This is a genomic window from Faecalibacterium sp. IP-1-18, assembly GCF_023347355.1.
GTDB lineage: Bacteria > Bacillota > Clostridia > Oscillospirales > Ruminococcaceae > Faecalibacterium > Faecalibacterium prausnitzii.
Genome location: NZ_CP094472.1, coordinates 1,342,166 through 1,361,651, shown reverse-complemented (window position 1 = coordinate 1,361,651; position 19,486 = coordinate 1,342,166). Strand labels below are relative to the sequence as shown.

General features: G+C 49.6%; 19 protein-coding genes and 1 tRNA gene. 8 read left to right on the top strand and 12 right to left on the bottom strand.

Annotated features, from left to right (window positions below):
- Window positions 1-18 precede the first annotated feature (18 nt).
- The 7 genes from MTP43_RS06475 to MTP43_RS06445 all read right to left on the bottom strand — a co-directional run bounded on the left by MTP43_RS06475 (window position 19) and on the right by MTP43_RS06445 (window position 6,386).
- Window positions 19-930, bottom strand: coding sequence for a glycosyltransferase (locus MTP43_RS06475; RefSeq protein WP_112120819.1), 912 nt, complete (start codon window positions 928-930; stop codon window positions 19-21).
- Window positions 931-2,031, bottom strand: coding sequence for a glycosyltransferase (locus MTP43_RS06470; protein ID WP_173015350.1), 1,101 nt, complete (start codon window positions 2,029-2,031; stop codon window positions 931-933).
- Between the two features lie 10 nt (window positions 2,032-2,041).
- Entirely contained in the window at window positions 2,042-2,296 is a 255-nt protein-coding gene (locus tag MTP43_RS06465) for a serine O-acetyltransferase (RefSeq protein WP_207658218.1), read from the bottom strand.
- A 280-nt stretch (window positions 2,297-2,576) separates the two neighbouring features.
- Entirely contained in the window at window positions 2,577-3,716 is a 1,140-nt protein-coding gene (locus MTP43_RS06460; RefSeq protein WP_113620979.1) for a glycosyltransferase family 4 protein, read from the bottom strand.
- Window positions 3,717-4,036: 320 nt separating this feature from the next.
- Complete coding sequence (locus tag MTP43_RS06455) at window positions 4,037-4,312, bottom strand: hypothetical protein (RefSeq protein WP_205334583.1); 276 nt, start codon at window positions 4,310-4,312, stop codon at window positions 4,037-4,039.
- Window positions 4,313-4,350: 38 nt separating this feature from the next.
- Window positions 4,351-5,025: a sugar transferase gene (locus MTP43_RS06450; protein ID WP_113620978.1), complete on the bottom strand. Its 675-nt coding sequence runs from the start codon at window positions 5,023-5,025 to the stop codon at window positions 4,351-4,353.
- Between the two features lie 1,130 nt (window positions 5,026-6,155).
- Window positions 6,156-6,386, bottom strand: coding sequence for a hypothetical protein (locus MTP43_RS06445; RefSeq protein WP_223474427.1), 231 nt, complete (start codon window positions 6,384-6,386; stop codon window positions 6,156-6,158).
- A gap of 195 nt (window positions 6,387-6,581) precedes the next feature.
- Here MTP43_RS06445 and MTP43_RS06440 point away from each other — a divergent pair, with 195 nt between their 5' ends.
- The 6 genes from MTP43_RS06440 (at window position 6,582) to MTP43_RS06415 (ending at window position 9,104) form a co-directional block, all read left to right on the top strand.
- The gene (locus tag MTP43_RS06440; protein WP_005926617.1) at window positions 6,582-6,857 is read left to right on the top strand and encodes a hypothetical protein; all 276 of its coding nucleotides are present in this window, start codon (window positions 6,582-6,584) and stop codon (window positions 6,855-6,857) included.
- Window positions 6,858-6,986: 129 nt separating this feature from the next.
- Complete coding sequence (locus MTP43_RS06435; protein ID WP_117526220.1) at window positions 6,987-7,649, top strand: SprT-like domain-containing protein; 663 nt, start codon at window positions 6,987-6,989, stop codon at window positions 7,647-7,649.
- 69 nt (window positions 7,650-7,718) lie between these two features.
- Window positions 7,719-8,003, top strand: a complete 285-nt coding sequence (locus tag MTP43_RS06430) for a hypothetical protein (RefSeq protein ID WP_117526221.1) — start codon at window positions 7,719-7,721, stop codon at window positions 8,001-8,003.
- A gap of 69 nt (window positions 8,004-8,072) precedes the next feature.
- Window positions 8,073-8,273, top strand: coding sequence for a helix-turn-helix domain-containing protein (locus tag MTP43_RS06425; RefSeq protein ID WP_117526222.1), 201 nt, complete (start codon window positions 8,073-8,075; stop codon window positions 8,271-8,273).
- 198 nt (window positions 8,274-8,471) lie between these two features.
- Window positions 8,472-8,870 (top strand): hypothetical protein, encoded by a 399-nt coding sequence (locus MTP43_RS06420; RefSeq protein WP_055185320.1) that lies wholly within the window; start codon window positions 8,472-8,474, stop codon window positions 8,868-8,870.
- 51 nt (window positions 8,871-8,921) lie between these two features.
- A complete protein-coding gene (locus MTP43_RS06415; protein WP_117526223.1) occupies window positions 8,922-9,104 on the top strand; it encodes a hypothetical protein in 183 nt (60 codons plus the stop codon).
- A gap of 1,405 nt (window positions 9,105-10,509) precedes the next feature.
- Here the strand turns inward: MTP43_RS06415 and MTP43_RS06410 are convergent.
- The 5 genes from MTP43_RS06410 to MTP43_RS06390 all read right to left on the bottom strand — a co-directional run bounded on the left by MTP43_RS06410 (window position 10,510) and on the right by MTP43_RS06390 (window position 17,014).
- On the bottom strand, window positions 10,510-12,318 hold the full coding sequence (locus MTP43_RS06410) for a DEAD/DEAH box helicase family protein (protein ID WP_113620973.1): 1,809 nt from the start codon (window positions 12,316-12,318) through the stop codon (window positions 10,510-10,512).
- 74 nt (window positions 12,319-12,392) lie between these two features.
- Complete coding sequence (locus MTP43_RS06405; RefSeq protein WP_162789035.1) at window positions 12,393-13,361, bottom strand: tyrosine-type recombinase/integrase; 969 nt, start codon at window positions 13,359-13,361, stop codon at window positions 12,393-12,395.
- A 121-nt stretch (window positions 13,362-13,482) separates the two neighbouring features.
- Window positions 13,483-13,566: transfer RNA gene (locus MTP43_RS06400), tRNA-Leu, on the bottom strand.
- A 192-nt stretch (window positions 13,567-13,758) separates the two neighbouring features.
- Window positions 13,759-15,276 carry a nicotinate phosphoribosyltransferase gene (locus MTP43_RS06395; protein WP_005926650.1) on the bottom strand — a complete coding sequence of 506 codons (1,518 nt, stop codon included), beginning with the start codon at window positions 15,274-15,276 and terminating at the stop codon, window positions 13,759-13,761.
- A gap of 223 nt (window positions 15,277-15,499) precedes the next feature.
- A complete protein-coding gene (locus tag MTP43_RS06390) occupies window positions 15,500-17,014 on the bottom strand; it encodes an IMP dehydrogenase (protein WP_015538370.1) in 1,515 nt (504 codons plus the stop codon).
- 617 nt (window positions 17,015-17,631) lie between these two features.
- Between MTP43_RS06390 and MTP43_RS06385 the strand changes: the two genes are divergently transcribed.
- Both MTP43_RS06385 and MTP43_RS06380 read left to right on the top strand, forming a co-directional pair.
- On the top strand, window positions 17,632-18,432 hold the full coding sequence (locus tag MTP43_RS06385) for an aspartate dehydrogenase domain-containing protein (protein ID WP_097786206.1): 801 nt from the start codon (window positions 17,632-17,634) through the stop codon (window positions 18,430-18,432).
- 18 nt (window positions 18,433-18,450) lie between these two features.
- A complete protein-coding gene (locus tag MTP43_RS06380; protein ID WP_097786205.1) occupies window positions 18,451-19,347 on the top strand; it encodes an NAD(P)-dependent oxidoreductase in 897 nt (298 codons plus the stop codon).
- The last annotated feature ends 139 nt before the right edge of the window (window positions 19,348-19,486 follow it).

Sequence of the window (19,486 nt, the reverse complement as noted above, 5' to 3'; positions counted from 1 at the left end):
CTTTTTACCCAACCTTAATTAATAGCACCCGAATAGAATTATAATCCTTGTTATCACATCAGATGCTATTATTCCACAATTTATGTCTTTGTAAAACAAAAAAGCAATTCTATTTCTTATACTACTTTTATAGTTTTTCACTTTTTCCAAAAAGCTTTTGCTGGACACAGACATATTTGAATTATAGCAATTTAACAGTTCGCATGCGGTATCCAATCTGTTATTTTTATATTTTTCAAAATATCTAAATTCATATTTCAGCCGACTTTTCAACTTTCCGCCATCGATTGATGTATTCGTATTATATCTTCTGAATAAAATATGTGGTTTTTTGTCAAAAAAGACATTTCCCCCACATGCAAGGCAAGCCAACAGCACCCAACTATCATGGGACGCATGCATTTCTATTTGTGATGAATTCTTTACCAGATTTCGTAATGTGTTATTAAATACAAACGTGCATCCGGCAAGTCTCCCTCTCGTTAACATCGAAGGAAGGTTAATGCGCAATCCATGATAGCTCTGCACATGTAATGGATTTAAGTTTTCATCCACTCTTTGAAGTGCCGAACAATACAGCAACGGTGTTGACTGACTTTCTTCTTCGAGTATCTCGATTGCGGTTGAAAGCTTATCTTTTTCCCACACATCATCTTGATCCGAAAAAGCGTAGTAATCTGCTTCATCGCATTCATCTAACGCGGTTAAAAAGCTTTTCGCAAAACCCAGATTATTTCCCTTTTCTATTTTTACATTTTTATGCTCTTGATACGAAGCCAATATATCTGTAGTTCTATCTGAAGATCCGTCATCTCGTATATAAAGGCGAACATCCACCCCTTCCTGTGACAGAATACTATCTATTTGTTCTTTCAGGTACTTTTCTCCATTATAGGTTGACATTACAACCTGCACACTCTTTGTATTCATTTATTCTCCTATTAATGACAAGTAAATTTTCATCAATCTATTAGCAGTTTCCTGCATATCGTATCCATTCTCCGCAACTTCTCTATTTCGAATATAACGAGTTTCTTCCGGAACTTTCGTCAGATCAATCATATTCGCAATTGCATTTTCATTCTCTGAAACATCAAACCATGTGACTGCATCTGTCACTTCCACTTCCTTGGGTAGCTCTCTTGACAGATAACACTCCAGCCCTGATGCCTGCGCTTCGATAGCTACAATTCCAAGTCCTTCCCAAGTCGATGGAAAAACAAAAGCGTCCATTGCGCATAGATATTTATTTACATCCGTGCGCACTCCACAGAAAATAACGCTGTCACATAAATTAAGTTTTTCAACCTTGCTCTTAATGGTATCCTGTAACTCTCCGCCACCGAGCAACAACAAATATGCATCTGATTTTCGTTCTTTTATAGCTGCAAAAATATCAATTAACTTCGAATGATTTTTCTGATTGGTAAATCTTCCTACATGTCCAATAACAAAAGCATTCATAGGAATTCCATACATTGCTCGAATTTCTTCTCCGTATTCGGTACAAAACCGAAATCCTTTTGTATCAATTCCATTCTTGATTATTTCAAAAGCTCCATTCCCGTACATCCATTTTCCTGCATTGTCCGAACATGCCAAACGATAGTCAGCATTATCATATAGGTATTTTCTATTAAACTTGTGTAGCTTTTCAAGTTTACCTCCCACGCTTGGGAATGTATTATGGGAGTGCACAACGACCTTTATGTTAGGAAATCTCTGTAACACCTTCAAAATCAAAATATCTATCGCCGAATTTTTATGAATATGAACTATATCATAATTTCCTTCTCGCAGTATTTTGTCAATTGCAAAATAATAACCCAAAAAGTTTATATGTTTGGGGACCTTATAAACTGTGGAGCCCATTTTTTTGAACTTATCTCCGTATGCTGGCGTATCCGATATAGTGAGGAAATCAAACTCTACCTTTTCCTTATCAATAAACCGGTAAACATTATATAAGAAACTTTCAATCCCCCCTAATTCTCCATTCAATTCAGAATGTAGCACTCTAATTCTTTTCATAGTTTTACTTTCACCCATTCGATTGTTCGATTATTCGATTAATTCCAACCACCGTTTTTCCATCAGGAACGGATTTTGTAACGATTGCACCTGCTCCAATAACGACATTGTTTCCGACAGTTATATTGCCTATGATTTTTGCGCCTGCTCCAATAAACACATTGTTTCCAATCACTGGAGCTTTATTGTTTTTCAATTCATCAACACCGATTGTGACTTGGTGCATTATTGTACATTGCTCACCAATTGACGCTTTGCCCGACAAAACAATTCCTAGAAGATGGGGTATTCTTACCCCCCCCCGATATTAGTTTCCAAAGGAATGTGATTATATTTGTTGTATGTTAATTTCATGATTATTCTGAATGGAATGCTGCATATTCTATCAAATATCGTATTACCGTTAATGAAACTGTTGCCGAATCGAAAGATACAAAAAATAAGTGATTTTTTATGTCTTTGTTTCGATCCAAATCCTTATCAATTATCAGTTTTATATCTTTTGTCCGCACTGTTCTTTTACTCCTCTTCCAACAAGGCATTAATTATATGGTTTCCACTTTCCACATATTTTCAAACAATATCCCGTGTTCCTCTGATACTCTCTGAGCATCGAATCTATTATGTACGTCTTCTACTCCCTTCGATACCAATTTATCTTTCAAACTCCTATCCCGATAAATCTGTAATACAGCTTCACTTGCCCCAGTAGCATCATCTACTTCGACGAGCAACCCATTTTCTCCATTTCGGATGATATTAGGGATGGCATCAACACGGCTTGCTACAATTGGCTTGCCTGCCATCATGTATTCCGGTAAAGCCAATCCAAATCCTTCCCAACGACTTAATAGACAGGCAACATCAAAGAGTTCTACATAGCTCATCGGATCATCAACCCAACCTGTAATGTGTAAACTGTCCGCGAACTTGTTTTCTTCAGCGTATTTTCTGATTTCTGCTTCTTGGTTTCCGCTTCCGACTATAACGAAATGTGCATTAGGGATTTCATCCTTGACCAACTTCGCCATTTTTACAAACACATCTGGTGCTTTCTGGGGGCTAATACGTCCAACCATACCAACGACATATGCATCTTCAGGTATGCCCAAGCTGCTCCGTTTAACTGTTCCGTGTTCTCCGCTTTCATATGCTTCGATGTCCACCCCGTTAAAAATGACTTGTAGCTTATCTTCTCTACAAATTTTCTTCTCTAAAGCTGACTGCTTTTCCGCATCTGAAATGCAGATGATCTTCTCACAAAATGGAGCTGCCATTTTCTCGATGGCTGTGTACATTGCTCTTTTTTTGTCAGAGCACCGCATATTGAATGCCCAGCCATGTGGGTTATATACACAGTGATTTTTCAATCCGATATCCGCCACACGAGCAATCGCACCGGCCTTACTGGAATGAGCGTAAACAATATCGGGATTATATTTTTTTATCAACCTCCGAACTTCTTTAATCGAGTTCAGATCACTCACCCCGATTGCCCTGTTCATTTCAATTTGTTCAAAAGAGTCCACTAAGCCATCATAATCTTCCCTATTAAAATCTTGGGAACAGACCAAGATATTTTCAAATTTTTCTTTATCCAAATACTTGAGAAGCATTCGGATGTAGCGATCCACGCCGCCAGCAGCTTGCGCCACATGCAGTATTTTGATTTTTTTCTTCCTCATCCCTCAAATACTCCTTATCTTTTTCCGCAACTCGATATATAGACTTAGCGCCTACTAAGTAAACGTGTTGTACAACTTTCTTTGATTCCACTCCTCTATCCCATCCTAAATCTTTTTTGCGCAAACAAGCCCACGGCGGATTGCCCAATGGCAATCCACCGTAGGCTTGAACTCTCCTTCAATCTTTATTTGCTGCTCCTTTTTGTGGGTCAAAACAGAGCTTCCAAAAGCCACCTACATATAACCCTCAGGATTTCCCGCTTCTTGCAGTTGTTTAACAAATAAAACTTTTGAAGGACAACTCAAGCCGTCAAAACCCTTTAGTTATCGTAGTTTTTCTTGGTTGACCCTATTATATCTCTAGCCCCTTTTTTCTCTATCGTTGGAACGGACTTCTGCCGGATTCCCTCGTAGTTCGTGTTATCAATATCGTCATACTCTGCGCCGCTTACATGATGTCCCGACCGGTTATAACAGGTCACCTGACAGCCTTGCTGTGCCATCCGCGTGCACAGCTCCTTTACAACGATTTCTACGCCGCCCTCTCTCGACAATCGCTTCTGTCCAAATACCGCAATTCTAAGGTCTCTCTCCATCTCGTCTCTCCAACCGTTTTCCTTCCATGTACTATTTTTTACTCCCCACGCCCCAGCAAGCACACCTTGAAGGTCTTAAAAATAATCTTCCAATCCACCCAGAAGCTGCGCTCTTTGACGTATTTCACGTCCAGATCCATCCACTCCTCAAAGGAGAGGTCATTGCGGTGCGGGGCGATCTGCCAGTAGCAGCTCAAGCCGGGGGTCACATACAGACGCTGTTTTTCGTAGTCGCCGTACTGCTCCACCTCGCGGGGAAGCGCCGGGCGGGGGCCAACGATGCTCATATCACCCTTCAGGATATTCCACAGCTGGGGCAGCTCATCGAGGCTGGTCTTGCGGATAAACTTGCCCACACGGGTAATGCGGGGGTCGTCCTTGATCTTGAACACGGGACCATCCATTTCGTTCTGGTCTAGCAGGTCGTCCAGTTTTGCCTCTGCATTGGGGCACATGGAGCGGAACTTATAGAACTTAAAGGGCTTACCGTTGCGGCCGATACGCTCCTGACTGAAAACAGGACCCGCAGACGGGTCGTCCACCACAATTGCAATAGCCGTAGCCAGCATGACCGGCGACAGCACCACCAGTGCCAGCGATGACAAGATCACGTCCTGCATCCGACGTCCGATCCAGTACAGGCGATGGTCGCGCAGATTTTCCTTGCGGTTAACTTCAACTTCCTTATCGATTCCAACAGTATTCGTAGCCATTTTTTCTCCTCACATAAATCCTTGTCTATGCACTTCTTATCGTCATTCGTTTTATCGCAATTTTCAGAAATAGTGCCCTATCAACACGGCATATTTGCGATATGCAGTTTGCGGATGTTGCTTGGACATTTAAAACGCAAACTTCTATAAAGTAATCTCTTTAACTCACACCGTTCCGGCAAGCACCTTCCTTTTAGATAACCGTTCCTCTTCTCCCAAAATTGACAGATTGTTATCACTGATCTCTGGACAGACAAAAGCCCTCGGACGACAGCTTCGCCCAAGGTCATTTCAAATGCAATGTGGCCGTAATGAAAACCAGGACGTCATGCTACAGCTCAAGCGCCGCATGTGTATTGATCCAAGTATGTAATATTTCACATTTTTGTAGAACCTCAACAAGCCCACTTCATTTTCACCTTTGCGCATCACGCCAGCAAGGGAAACAGCAGTGGGCTTTTTATTTTGATCTATCATTCGGGTTTTCTCATGATCTATCACATGATTGTTCGCAAACAGACATAAGCCCACTGGATTCACCTCCTTACCGCAATCAAGGCGTATCCTTCCATCACAAAACAGAGGATACCAGTTCTTCTACGTGGCCGTCTGAATTCTCTTATTATTCTATCATGGTTATATCTGGGAATCAATAGAAATCCGAGGAAATGTATCCATCCATGTTTTAGAAAAAAATGCGATTCAGCCAGAACTTTTTTGCACATTGCCCAGTTTCGCATGAAAGCTCCAGATGAAATCATCGATGGACAAAATGTGTGGTCATATAGTTGTCCAAGGCGCTGGAGAGTGCAGTCAGGTGTGATAGCCGCTCCGATGTAATGACAACCGTTAAATAGAACGCCCCCTCGCGCGGAAAAACCAGTTCATGCCGTCACATCAGTCAGGAGTCCTGACGAGGTATATCGCACAGTACTACATAATTTTTACTCTCTTCCCTGCTGCCCCTATTATATATAGGTATAACTTGCATCCCGTCACTGCAGCTACCACCTGCTCTGGGTCAGGCTATTTTTTACGCTAAAAAGGCCCCCGCCGATCACATTTCTGTGAAAGACAGAGGCCTTCTGCTGCTAGATTTTAATCAGGTCTGGGGAGATGGAACAACTATCTCATTCTACCGAGTCAGCGTCCCCTTCCAGATTTTTAACTACCCCCGGGGTTAGGTGTTCGCCCATGTCTGCCTGAATCAAGGCGTTGATATAGGCATTCAGGCTCATCCCCTTCTCTTTAGCATACTCCTGAATCTGCTCCTTCTGACCTTTACGGACAACAAGGTTTATCCGGTCGTAGGCTTTTGCATTGTATTTGTTGTGGCTTGCCGCACTGGTTCTTCCACCCATTGTAGTCTCTCCACTCTTATATGTATTGTTTATTATGCATGATTGCTCAATTATGCATAGTGCATAAAATCATCGTTTTTTCTTTGTGCAACATTCCATCTTGCATAATTGTGCAATCATGTGTATACTCATGCCATCGGGAACACCGGTTCTCACATCCGACCATTCACCAACAATTTGAAGAGAGGTACACACATGAGTATCAACGTTTTACTGACCCTTGTCGAGCAGTACAAGGAGGCCGCCCAACTGATCGAGGCCGCACAGGCTGAGCAGGAACAGCTGAAGATCCAGATCCGCGAGGCACTGGCTGAGCGCTCCACCAACTATCTGGAAGTAGGCTGCCACAAAGTCCGCCTGTCCGATTTCTCCAGCACCCGACTCGACAGCAAAGCCATCAAGGCCGTAGCTCCCGACCTGTACGACCAGTACAGCAAAACGGTCACCGGCACCCGCCTGAGTATCACCTGAAAAGAGCCCCATACAGCACTCTCCGACCAAAGTTTGCGCTGTACAGAGCCCAACACACCCGCCGGGGCGGGCTACACCAATATTATACCTGTCCCGGCCTTTTTTATCAAGAGAAAGGTTCGAAAAATCATGAAACAGACTGTCAAAACCTCCCGCGCTGCCGGTCAGCTGGAAAAGATGTTCCGCGAGCTCAACAAGCACTACTTTGCAGGCAAGCTGCCCGAGCCCATCATCAGCCTGAAAAAGACCCCGTCCGCATACGGTCATATCACCTGCTCCAAGGTCTGGCAGGCAGGCGGCGAGAACAAGTATGAGATCAATATTTCGTCGGCTACCCTTGACCGTCCCATCGAGGAGACCGCATCCACCCTACTGCACGAGATGGTGCACGAACACTGCATGGAGACCGGCATCAAGGACACCAGCAACAACGGGATCTACCACAACCGGCGCTTTAAGGAGCAGGCCGAGGCACACGGTTTGACCGTCGACCACCATGAAAAGTACGGCTGGACCATCACAAGCCCGTCCGAGGAGCTGCTGGACTTTATCATCTTTCAGGGCTGGCAGGACATCCAGATGGGCGAGCGGCTGGCATGGTCGGATATGGCAGGCACCGGAGCAGGGAGCAAGGCACCCGGCAGCAGTCAGACCGGAGCGCCCAAGCCTCCCAAAGCAAAGAGCAGCACCCGGCGGTGGGTATGTCCTAAGTGCGGTACCATCATCCGGAGCACCAAGGAAGTGCGGGTCATCTGTGCAGACTGCATGGAGTTGTTTGTGAAGGCTGACTAATCACAGCAGGACAGAGAGCGAGGGCACGAGTGAGAGTAGTGCTATATATAAAATTACAGGAGGCTCCTCATGGATACTTATAAAATCGCTATTGACACCTTTCTTGCCGAGACATCCGAGTGCAAAGCCAGTGGGTGCGCCGTTTTTTCCGGGGCAGACATCGCGTTCCAAGACATCCAGCTGCATACACACCGGAACAAGTCAGAGCTGCATTTCATGGCCGGACACACCATGCTTTCCATCCCCCTTGCCAGCATCCTGAGCATCGAAAAGCTGATACTGCGGGACATCCAAACTACCGAGTATGAGGTCATCACCAAAGAGAGCGGCACCATTACCCTTGACGTTGTTTAAAAATGCACCCGTAAAGACAGAGATCCACCGGGCTGTGAGAGGGCGCCCATTATTTAAAGGAGAGCAGCTATGACCATTATATCAGAACGTTTGCAGCATCTGCGCCTGACGCACGGCTATACCCAGACCGACCTTGCCCGAACTATGGGTGTGACCCGCCGGGCAGTCTACGCATGGGAGCACGACAAATGCCCCGAGATCCCCCATCTGATCCAGCTCGCCCAATTCTATCAGGTGTCGACCGATTATCTGTTAGGGCTGACCGAGTGAGGTGTCCCCGCCACCGGACGCCTTACCGGAGACTTTTTGCCTGCTATAGTGCGGTCATCTATAAACTTGCGCGATGGCAGCCACAACGCTCCATATTTTTAACCGCACACTTGTAAGTCCATCTTATCGGACGCACCGTTTGGTAGACTTCAGGTACAGCAAAAGCAAACACACTTCAAAATACAGGAGGAAACTATTATGGCAGGCGCTTTTTCGTTATTTTTAGGCATGTTGGGTCTTGGTGCAGCTGGTGCAGTCAGCGCGGGACAGAACGCAAAAATCAAGAAGGCAGATTATCAGTATGGCGAGGAGCATGGCCTTCATGGCACCTCTGAGGTCCTGCAAATGCGGGAGCGAGTGCGTAAAGAATGGTGGAGCATCTGCGGCAAAACCTACAACGCATGTGAGCGGCCTGCATCGAGTTACGGCGACCTCAGCAGAACCCCGTGGTGCTATCTAAAAAAGCGCTGGTTCATTGACCACCTGAACAAAAAGGGCATCCCTTATGATGATCTGGTCGTGGACGATGTTACCGGCGTTACCTTCTATGAGAGTCAGAAAAGAACGTCCCAAGCATATATGAGAAAGCTGCGGTAATAGACATCGCGCCCATCGTCACCACTTCTATCAGCAGCAGGAGGTAAGCTTATGGCTGAAAATAAAATCTTGGTGCAAATTATCGATCATGAGAACGGAGATTCCGTGCTAGGACAAGACTACTTTGCATCAAGAGAAAAAGCAGAGGATTTCAAGCGGATCTCAGACCGCGCATATGGCAAACTTCTTGGTGAAGGTCAAACCAGAATTACCACTGAGATCATTGAACGCTGACACCAACCACCATTTCCTATAGCACATCATGCAGCAACAGAGCTCTGCCGCTCAGACACGAGTAGCAAGGCTCTTTTTTGTGGTATTCGGTCAAGAAGTAAACTTAAAGAGCGGCGTTTAATATCAGACAGCAGCTATCCCGGCGGATTTGCGGCTCGATTATTATTTTCACCACTTTTGAGCATACCCTATTTGTGTCGTGAAATGCGACGGAATTATGAGCGGACTTTGATTCCAGTCATAAGGTCTGTCAAACACATCTCCACTTGTGGCGAAAGTCCAGAATTGAACCACGGCGCACATTTTTGAGAAGGGATTGGTAGAACATTTTTGCGCCACCAATAGCGATTTCTGAAATTTTAGAATACGCTCTTTCTCCACTTGCAGGGGAAAGGTTAGTAGCCGAATTTTCGACTGCCAAGGGTAGTCCCGTTTCAGGATATCCTTGTCTATTGCTCAATTGTGAGCGATAGGTTCAAAGGTCGCGTTTTGCTACCTTTAGAATCAAAGGGTTGTAGATTTGTGGACACCCGGTCATAGCACACTTCTGCGCACGGTGGACTTTTTTGACCATTGCCACAAGTGGCGATGGGAGCGTACCAGACAGTACAGGGCAGGGAGTTTGTAATCCCCCTCATGCTGCGAACGAAACGTCGAGCGTCTTGACCCGCTTTCAACTAGTGTCAAACTGTCACTAGTTGATGGAAATAGAACAGTTTATCGACAAATCAGTCACCCTCAAATTGAGGGCTACTGACGGAAAAATGTATGATACGATTGTTCTTAATATGAAGAGTGTAATGGAGATCTGCCGTCTGTCACGAGCGCAACAAAGACAGTCTTGATAAGTCTTCAAGGGGATTTCAAATTGAAACCGCCTCCTTGAGTCATGTTTCAGGGTGGTCGTGGAATGCGACTCCCTTTTGGCAGCTTAAAATTCAGCCACGAAACGGTGTCCACAGTGTAGACGCCCTTGTATTATACGGTAACACGATATATTCCGTTCGAGGTATACTTTTTAATGGTATCAAAGTCAGACAGAATCACACCGCAGCAGATGTTTTTCTCAATTATTTGAGATATTTCACTCTGATCAAATCGTCGCCCATTTCTGATATGCGTCCTATTGGTGAAGGATTGACAAAGAGGAAGGTATTCGCTGGCGCTCATACCATTTAGATCAACTCCAATCTTGAAAAAGCTCACAGGTTCGCTTAGTCAAGATTTCCGTTGGCGTGATCATGTTAACCGAGCGTTTCTGTCCCGTCCTCATGCTTCGGCCGTTCAAAAAGCACTCGGCTAACACAACCACGCAAAAAATCAAATAAAGAAAGTCGAATAAAGAGCGGCGCCCGTGCGCATATTTTTCACTTTGTTATATAGTATAGTGAATTTCGTGCGCATTTTACTGCTTTGTGACCCACCAAACGTTCTTATTTCGCAGTTCTCCACTTGTTGCGCGCTTTTTCTGTAGATCGTATCCATATTGCTGCAACCATTGACGTGCGCAGGTATAGCTTGGCAACGATTTCTCGGCGTGTCCATCTGCCTTGTTGTAGATGTGCCCCAGCTCAAAGAAGATCTTCTGCCAGTCTTGATAGTAGCGTTCCTCATTCAGATGGGCATCCAGATACTCAAGCAGCAGCGGCGGGTCAAGGCGCTCTACTTTTGCAAGCAGGCTTTCATCGATTTTTTTCAGCAGCTCTGTCTGATACCCCTGTTCGAGCATTTGCAGCAGGAAAACACGTTCTACACGAGCCTGCAAGGTCGCACGTTTCCGCCAGCAGTATTCACCTTCCCGTGGATCCAGAACGACTGTATGGCTTTTTTTCAGTATTTCCACTGTTTCAGGCTGATGCAGGTATGTCTTCCATGCCTTCCTATCATCAAACCATTTCCGATATGCCTCGACCGGTTCCAGCTGATACTTCTCGATTTTTTTAAGTTCCCCTTCCAGACGTTCTTTGGGGTAATGCAGCAAATACACCGCGCAGGTATCCCCCTCATCCAAGGGACGTTTGCGGCCAAGGATCTGTGCATTAACGAGCGGGTTCCACAGTTCACTGACAATATATTTCAGCGCACGGTCTTTCATATCCACACCATTATAGAGGGTCGTTGTGGTCAGTGTGACCTGATGCTGCAGAACATTGCCCACAAGCACATCATCCAGTTTGTCAAACTCCTCCGCTTCCTGACGGTATTTGGAGCACAGGCACGCCACATCCTCTATGCCTTCTGCTTTCAGAGTGTCCCGCAGTTTTCGCAGCTTGGCGATGGTGTTCGCAAAAACAAGGATCTTTTCTCCCGGCTGTACCCGGCGGATGATATCCAATTCGTCATCGTCACGGTAGAAGAACTTCACGCTTGACACAAACCGATAATCCATCGGCAGACGATAGTGCTGTCCCTCCGGGATCATTTTCCGCAGCTCCCAATAATCAAAGAAGGGGCGGGCGGTTGCGCTCATAAAGATGCAGGTCTTCGTTGTCCACAGCTCTTTAATCGCCTCATAGCTTGCATCCACATGATCGTTGAAGCTGGCATCTGTTACCATGTAGTGATACTCGTCTGACACGATATAATCAAACGATCTCAGATAAGTTTTGGCGGCATCTTCATTCCTTTGCAGGAAGGTTTCCAGCCACTGGTATGTTTCAACACAGATGGTGTGCTCATACTTGTTATCTATGGCGGGTTTGTTGACAATTCCTCCAAGCGCGGGATCATAGTCCTCGTAGGATACCTCTATACTCCCCAAACGGTTCACATCGCGCTCGATCTGGTTGCGCAGAGCTTCGCGATTGCACAGAATCAGGATACGCTTACGACGTTCATATGCCCACGGCAGCAATGTCTTCAGAATAAAATAGGTCTTGCCGGAGTTCGTGCCCGCATCAAGCACCACGATTCCATGCCAGTTCTTGTAATCCTCACCAACAAGATCTGTAATGTACTGTTTTGCAGGCTGTGGAGTTGCCCCGGCGGTTTCCGGTTCTTCCTCCGGCACAATGAGATCAAGCTGTTCGTCGGCCTCCTTTTTCTTTTTGCGAGAGGCAGTAATCCAATCCAGAATCTCCTGCAGTTTTTGCTGTCGTTCTTCTTCCGTCAACGAGGCAGGGTCAATGTGCTGCTCCTGCTCATACTCCCGTTGTGCCTCAGCCAGCTTCAGGTAGAAACCATCGAATGGCCAGCGCTTCTCTTCATCACTCATATTGATCCGCGTCTCCTTTTTTGATTTCACTATACCATATCATTTCGTTTTGCTCAAGGGACATTGACCCATTTTTACTTTCCCTCCCCCTTCCCCATCTTGATCTTATCTCCGTGGCGATTTTTGCGGGTCAGCTGCTCTAGGGGGTTCAGGGCGTCATAGTTGGCTCTCAGGTCGTCCGCATACAGTGCCACATACCGCCGGGTCATGGTAAGGTCTGCGTGTCCCAGCAGCTTTTGCAGACGGAACGGGTCGCCGCCAGCTTGGATATACAGCTTCGCGTAGGTGTGCCGGAACAGGTGCATAGAGGTCTTATCCACGCCTCTGCTATGATTATAATTCCAAATCGCATTCCCGAGCGAATTCAACGTCATCTGGTTGCCATACTCCGAGACAAACAACGGGGCTGTATGGTCGCCGCTGCGGTGCTCCAGATAGTCCTCCATGATCCTGACCAGTGCCTTGGAGAGCGGCACGATCTGTTGATTACGCGCCTTCATGTGGCGGAAAAACACTGTCCCGGCGGAAAGGTCCAAATCTCCGATCTGCAGGTTGAGCAGCGTGGACGCACGGCAGCCGGTCCCAAGCAGGAAGTTGACAATGACCCAATTGCGGTATTCAGCAAAGGAGCAGGTCTTGCAGTCCGGTTCCTTCAGCAGCTTCTGCAGCTCGTCGGTGGTATAGGGTTCTTTGATCGGATCATCGGCACGCACCAGTCTGATCGGATACTTTTCCAGATAGCCTTTTTCCATGCACCAGTACAAAAACGCACGCACCATGCGGAGGTTCGTATTGATGGTCGTATCATGGAGCTGCTGGTCCTTCATATAAAAAATATAGTCCTCCACCGTTTCCTCTGTGATGGTAGTGATGGGCTGCTCTGTATTCCCCAAAAACCGAAAGAAGCTTCTGCCCTTTGCGGCGTAGAAGTCGAGTGAGCCTTGGGAGAGGTTCTTGAGCCGGTTGTACTTTTGGAACCTTTCAAAGGCCTGTTGGATGGTAGGGTTTGCCTTGGCAGCGGGTCTTAAATCACGGTTACGCACGAGAGAGACTCCTCCTTTTTTCGCGAAAAATCCCTCTCGCCCCTCTAGCGCTTCCAGAAAATGGAACAAAAAGAAAAAACCCAGAATCATTCGAATCAACGAACAATTCTGAGCTTCTGCATGCCGCCGACGGGGGTCGAACCCGTACTCTGTCTCCAGAAAGGGATTTTAAGTCCCTCGTGTCTGCCAATTTCACCACAGCGGCGCAACCCCGGCTTACAAAGTCCTGCTGCCCTCTGGCTTGAGAGAGAGCCGGGAATAACAGGTGTGAGGAAAAATTATTACAACCACACTGCTATTCGCAATCTGGTGGTATTAACATTTTTATTAAATCAGCGGCTTTTATGATACAATAGTTTCCCTGTTTTGTCAAGAAAAACCGCTTATTCGGTGCTGCTTACACCTTGCCTCCGTGCAGCTCGGCGTACATCCGGGAGCGGCACTCGGCCACTGCGGGGGTCATGTTGACGTAGTGCTTGTGAGGGCATTCCAGACGCAACTCGCTCTCCCAAGTCTCCTCGGTGAGCTGCTTTGCAATATAGGCCTTCTTTTCTGCAATAGAGGGCAGTTCAATGGCCAGCTCGCCGCCCAGAATATGCGGCACCAACAGCGGGCGCACAGCGGTGGGGATAAAGGTGATGGTGCGTTCGATGGCGTCCGAGTCCAGATTGACCATAGTGACCGGCTTACCGGCCTCGATGACCTCGCCGTCCATGGCAATCAGGTCGCACTGTGCCTGACCGTTTTCGTCGTACAGACGCCAAGGCATCTTTTTGCCCGGGATGATGGCCTTGCTGGCGGAGTCCGAGCACTTCATCTTGGGGGTGTAGCTGCCGTCCGGCTTCTTCACTGCCACCAACTTGTATACGCCGCCGAACACGGGGTCGGAGGCAGAAGTGATGAGGTTTTCGCCCACGCCGTAGGAGTCGAAGTGTGCGTGCTCGTATAGTTCCATGTTGGCGATTTTCTTCTCATCCAGACCGTTGGAGGCTACCAGCTTGATGTAGGGCTTACCGGCGGCATCCAGTGCCTTGCGCAGCCGCTTGGAGCCGCGGGCAAGGTCGCCGGAATCGATGCGGGCGCTCTTGACGCGGCGGTTGGGATCGTTGGGGTATTTCTCAATGAGATAATCGTCCAGCTTGATCAGGTTGGGCAGACCGCTCTCCATAATGTTATAGGTATCCAGCAGCAGACTGACCGAATCCGGGTAGGTATCGGCAAAGGCCTTGAAGGCATCGAACTCGGTGGGGAAAAACTCGATAAAGCTGTGTGCCACGGTGCCCACGGCCTTGACCTCTGCACCGAACTTCATCTCTGCCAGACAGTTGGCCGTACCGATGCAGCCACCCAGCACTGCGGCGTAAGCGCCATCGTTACCGGCGCTCTCGCCCTGTGCGCGGCGGGTGCCGAACTCCATGACGTTGCGGGGGGTGTGGGTGTTCAGACCGGTAACGCGGGTGGCCTTGGTGGCGATCAGGCTATGGAAGTTCATGGTCTGCAGCAGGTAGGTCTCGATCAGGATCGCGCCCACCAGATCGCACTCGATGCGCACCATCTGCACATGGGGGTAGCAGACCGTGCCCTCGGGCAGGGCGTACATATCACCCTTCCACTTGTAGGTGCGCAGATACTCGCAGAACTCCTCGCTCATGCCCTTGGTGCGCAGCCAGTGGATATCCTGCTCATTGAAGTGATAGTCCAGCAAAAAGCGGGTCAGTTTGCGCTGGCCTGCGCTGATGGAATAGCCCTGATTATCCGGGTTTTTGCGGAAGAACATATCAAACACCAGCGTGGTATTCTTAAAGCCATGCAGGAACAGGCAGTTTGCCATGGTGAATTCATAAAAATCCACCACCATCGCGGGGTTATCGTAGTCCTCATCGGGGATATAAGGCTCAACCTTGATCTCGTTCATGAATGTTTTCCTCTCTATTTATACCCGGCGTCAGCTCTTCCCTACTGCGCGCCGCCTGCCGCTTGCCCGGCAGGGGGATCCTCCGCCCTGTCATGACAGAGCGTTTCTATCATGATAGCACGATTCCCCTGCCGGTGCAAGTATTTTCGCGCAAAAAGACCGCTGCACAAACGCTGTGCAGCGGTCTCTGCGCTTAAATCAATAGATTCTTTTCAGAACAGGCTTAGCCGTTCATGATGCTGGGGGTGGCGTTCTTCAGCACAACGTCGTGGCTGCCGCCCTCCACGATGGAGGTGGAAGAAACAACGGTCAGCTTGGCCTTCTGCTGCAGCTCGGGGATGGACAGAGCGCCGCAGTTGCACATGGTGCTCTTCACCTTGTACAGGGTGGTCTGCACGCCGTCTGCCAGAGGACCGGCGTAAGGCACATAGCTGTCCACGCCCTCCTCAAAGCTCAGCTTGGTGGAGCCGCCCAGGTCATAGCGCTGCCAGTTGCGGGCACGGTTGGAGCCTTCGCCCCAGTACTCCTTCATATACTGGCCGTTGATGCGCACCTTGTTCGTGGGGCTCTCGTCAAAGCGGGCAAAGTAGCGGCCCAGCATCACGAAGTCTGCGCCCATAGCCAGCGCGAGGGTGATGTGGTAGTCGTGGACGATGCCGCCGTCGGAGCAGATGGGCACATAGATGCCGGTCTCCTTGTAGTACTCGTCACGAGCCTTGGCAACCTCGATGACAGCGGTAGCCTGACCACGGCCGATGCCCTTGGTCTCGCGGGTGATGCAGATGGAGCCGCCGCCGATGCCGATCTTCACGAAGTCTGCGCCAGCCTCAGCGAGGAAGCGGAAGCCCTCGGCGTCCACCACGTTGCCGGCACCCACCTTGACGGTATCGCCGTAGTGCTCGCGGATCCAGCCGATAGTGCGGCTCTGCCACTCGGAGTAGCCCTCAGAGGAGTCGATGCACAGCACATCCACACCGGCCTCTACCAGTGCGGGCACGCGCTGGGCGTAGTCGCGGGTGTTGATGCCGGCGCCTACAACGTAGCTCTTGTTCTTATCCAGCAGCTCGTTGACGTTTGCCTTGTGGGAATCGTAGTCCTTGCGGAATACCATATACACCAGATTGCCCTCGGCATCCACCAGCGGCAGGGTGTTGATCTTGTTGTCCCAGATGATGTTGTTGCAGTCGTGCAGGGAGGTGTTGGCCGGAGCGGTGACCAGCTTTTCAACGGGGGTCATAAAGGTGGTAACGCAGGCATCGTCCGGGGTGTGGTTGACGCGGTAATCGCGGGAAGCCACGATGCCCAGCAGCTTGCCGTTAGGAGTGCCGTCGGCAGTGATGGCGATGGTGGAGTGGCCGGTGCGTGCCTTCAGCTCCAGCACATCATGCAGGGTGGCAGTGGGAGCCAGATTGGAATCGGACACCACATAACCGGCCTTGAAGCTCTTGACGCGGCGCACCATGGCAGCCTCGTTCTCGATGCTCTGAGAGCCATAGATAAAGGAAACGCCGCCCTGACGAGCCAGTGCAATGGCCAGCTTATCGCCGGAGACCGACTGCATGATGGCGCTGATCATGGGGATATTCATCTGCAGCGGGCACTCCTCCTGTCCCTTGCGGTACTTGACCAGCGGGGTCTTCAGGCTGACCGCCGTGGGCACATTCTCCGCAGAGGAATAGCCGGGGACCAGCAGGTACTCGCCAAAGGTGCGGGAGGGTTCTTCGTAGAAATAAGCCATAATCAAACTCCTTTTCTCTTAACGCATCCGATACAAATCAGCATCAAAATCATTCATGTTTGCTGCTTATAAATTGATTGTATATACTTTACCACAAAGCCCGCAAGAATACAAACCCCTGCCGCGCCAAACTTTATAATTGTCCTTTGCGGAAAAACAGACAAATTGCCAAGCGTTTTCGGGCATTGGTCATACTTTGATTTTTGAAGTATCACTTTTGCAAGCCAAATCAGGCTTACGGAATGCAAAAAAGCTCGTCCGAAACACCGGACGAGCCCTTTTGCACACGAAGCGGGACACTGCCTGTGCGGCGCATGGGTCATAGCTGTGAAGGAGAACAGCCGGAGGAGGAGGACCCGCGCCCAGTATCCCAAAAAACAAGAAGAAAAAGATTTCACACACAGCCTTAGGGCTTTGCCCTTGCTGTAACCATATTGTAACTCTTTTGAAACCATTTTGCAATAGGGTTTTGTAATTTTTTTGTAATTTATTTTGTTAACTTTTTATGTCCTGCCCTGCCGGGCTGCCGCAAACATTATTTCCCTTTTTGTACCCGGTATGGTATACTGGCTATGAATATGCTGCCACAGGCAGAAAAAAGGAGTTTAGGATACGGTATGAAAACAAAATTGGGTATTGTGGGCTGCGGATTTCTGGGCAACATCGTGGCTGACGCGTGGAAGAAGGGTCTGCTGCCGGACTACGAGCTGGTGGGCGTGACCAGCCGCACCCGCGCCTCGGCTGAAAAGACCGCCGCCAACGTCGGCTGCGCCGTCTGCGAGGATATGGACGCGCTGCTGGCACTTGAGCCGGAGTACATCGTAGAGGCGGCCTCGGTGGAGTCGGTGCGCGCTATGGCCATCCCGGTGCTGAATCGGGGCGTGAATCTGGTCATTCTGTCCATCGGTGCCTTTGCAGATTTGGATTTCTACGCACAGGTCAAGGCAGCTGCCGTGGAGGGCGGTGCCAAGGTGCACCTGGCCAGCGGTGCTATCGGCGGCTTCGACGTGCTGCAGACTGTCACCCTGATGGCACAGGCGCAGGGTCTGCCGGAGACCGCCGGCATCGAGACCCATACCGGTGCAAAGGGCTTCCGCAACACCCCGGTGTGGGCAGAGCATCTGCTGACCGACACCGAAAAGACCACCGTGTTCACCGGCAATGCAAAGCAGGCCATTGCTACCTTCCCCCGCCGGGTGAACGTGGCGGTAGCTACCTCTCTGGCCACCACCGGCCCCGAGAGCACCGGTGTGACCATGCACTCCGTGCCCGGCTGGGTGGGCGACGACCACTGCATCACTGCCGAGATCGAGGGCGTGAAGGCTGTGGTAGATATCTGCTCTTCCACCAGCGCCATTGCGGGCTGGAGCGCCGTCTCCCTGCTGCGCAATCTGGCCTCGCCCGTCTGCTTCTACTAATATAAGGAGGAGTCCGTCATGTTTGAAAAGCTTGTTGCCATTGAGCCGGTCAGCCTGATTCCCTCTGCCGAGGAGGAGCTGCACCGCTACGCCAAAGAGGTGGTGCTGTACCGTGACGTGCCTGCCAGCGACGACGAGATGGTGCGCCGCATCGGGGACGCCGACGCCGTGCTGCTGAGCTACACCTCCCGCATGGGCAAGGAGGTCATTGCGCAGTGCCCCAACATCCGCTATATCGGCATGTGCTGCAGCCTGTACTCTGAGGAGAGCGCCAACGTGGATATTGCCTACGCACGCACCCGGGGCATCCAGGTGCTGGGCATCCGGGATTACGGTGACCGCGGCGTTGTGGAGTACGTTCTGCACGAGCTGACCGGCCTGCTGCACGGTTTTGGGATGCCCATGCTGCGGGACGAGCCGGTGGAGATCACCGGCCTGAAGGTTGGCATCGTGGGGCTGGGCGTTTCCGGCCGGATGATCGCCGATGCGCTGCAATTTATGGGCGCAGAGATCAGCTACTTTGCCCGCAGCGCAAAGCCGGACGCCGAGGCTGCCGGTATGACCTTTAAGCCGCTGGCTCAGCTGCTGGCTGAGAGCGAGGTGGTGTTCACCTGCCTGAACAAGAACGTACTGCTGCTGGGCGAAAATGAGTTTGCCCAGCTGGGCGCAGGCAAGGTGCTGTTCAACACCTCCATCGGCCCCGGCTTCGATTCCGCTGCGCTGGAAAAGTGGCTCGATCTGCCCGGCACCCATTTCTTCTGCGACACCCGCGCCGCCGCAGGCCCCGTGGCCGAGGACTTCTTTGCCCGGGAAAACGTGCGCTGCGCCAATGTGTCCGCAGGCCGCACCAAGCAGGCTTTTGTGCTGCTGAGCAAAAAGGTGCTGGACAACATCCGCACCGCACTGGGCGAATAAGCGGTGCGTTTGCGCAGCCTGTTTTTCTTGCATCTTTTCCCCGATTGTGGTATGCTTTCTAGTATAAAAAGGGAGTCCGCGCAAAGCGGGCTGAGAGTGGGCTGTATTGCCCTGACCTGTGACCTGATTTGGATCATGC

Coding starts and splice junctions, on each gene's coding strand:
- MTP43_RS06450 (WP_113620978.1), bottom strand. CDS start 5,025: ATGGCTACGAATACTGTTGGAATCGATAAGGAAGTTGAAGTTAACCGC.
- MTP43_RS06475 (WP_112120819.1), bottom strand. CDS start 930: ATGAATACAAAGAGTGTGCAGGTTGTAATGTCAACCTATAATGGAGAA.
- MTP43_RS06395 (WP_005926650.1), bottom strand. CDS start 15,276: ATGAACGAGATCAAGGTTGAGCCTTATATCCCCGATGAGGACTACGAT.
- MTP43_RS06470 (WP_173015350.1), bottom strand. CDS start 2,031: ATGAAAAGAATTAGAGTGCTACATTCTGAATTGAATGGAGAATTAGGG.
- MTP43_RS06440 (WP_005926617.1), top strand. CDS start 6,582: ATGAGTATCAACGTTTTACTGACCCTTGTCGAGCAGTACAAGGAGGCC.
- MTP43_RS06390 (WP_015538370.1), bottom strand. CDS start 17,014: ATGGCTTATTTCTACGAAGAACCCTCCCGCACCTTTGGCGAGTACCTG.
- MTP43_RS06380 (WP_097786205.1), top strand. CDS start 18,451: ATGTTTGAAAAGCTTGTTGCCATTGAGCCGGTCAGCCTGATTCCCTCT.
- MTP43_RS06435 (WP_117526220.1), top strand. CDS start 6,987: ATGAAACAGACTGTCAAAACCTCCCGCGCTGCCGGTCAGCTGGAAAAG.
- MTP43_RS06420 (WP_055185320.1), top strand. CDS start 8,472: ATGGCAGGCGCTTTTTCGTTATTTTTAGGCATGTTGGGTCTTGGTGCA.
- MTP43_RS06410 (WP_113620973.1), bottom strand. CDS start 12,318: ATGAGTGATGAAGAGAAGCGCTGGCCATTCGATGGTTTCTACCTGAAG.
- MTP43_RS06385 (WP_097786206.1), top strand. CDS start 17,632: ATGAAAACAAAATTGGGTATTGTGGGCTGCGGATTTCTGGGCAACATC.
- MTP43_RS06430 (WP_117526221.1), top strand. CDS start 7,719: ATGGATACTTATAAAATCGCTATTGACACCTTTCTTGCCGAGACATCC.
- MTP43_RS06455 (WP_205334583.1), bottom strand. CDS start 4,312: ATGGAGAGAGACCTTAGAATTGCGGTATTTGGACAGAAGCGATTGTCG.
- MTP43_RS06425 (WP_117526222.1), top strand. CDS start 8,073: ATGACCATTATATCAGAACGTTTGCAGCATCTGCGCCTGACGCACGGC.
- MTP43_RS06445 (WP_223474427.1), bottom strand. CDS start 6,386: ATGGGTGGAAGAACCAGTGCGGCAAGCCACAACAAATACAATGCAAAA.
- MTP43_RS06460 (WP_113620979.1), bottom strand. CDS start 3,716: ATGAGGAAGAAAAAAATCAAAATACTGCATGTGGCGCAAGCTGCTGGC.
- MTP43_RS06415 (WP_117526223.1), top strand. CDS start 8,922: ATGGCTGAAAATAAAATCTTGGTGCAAATTATCGATCATGAGAACGGA.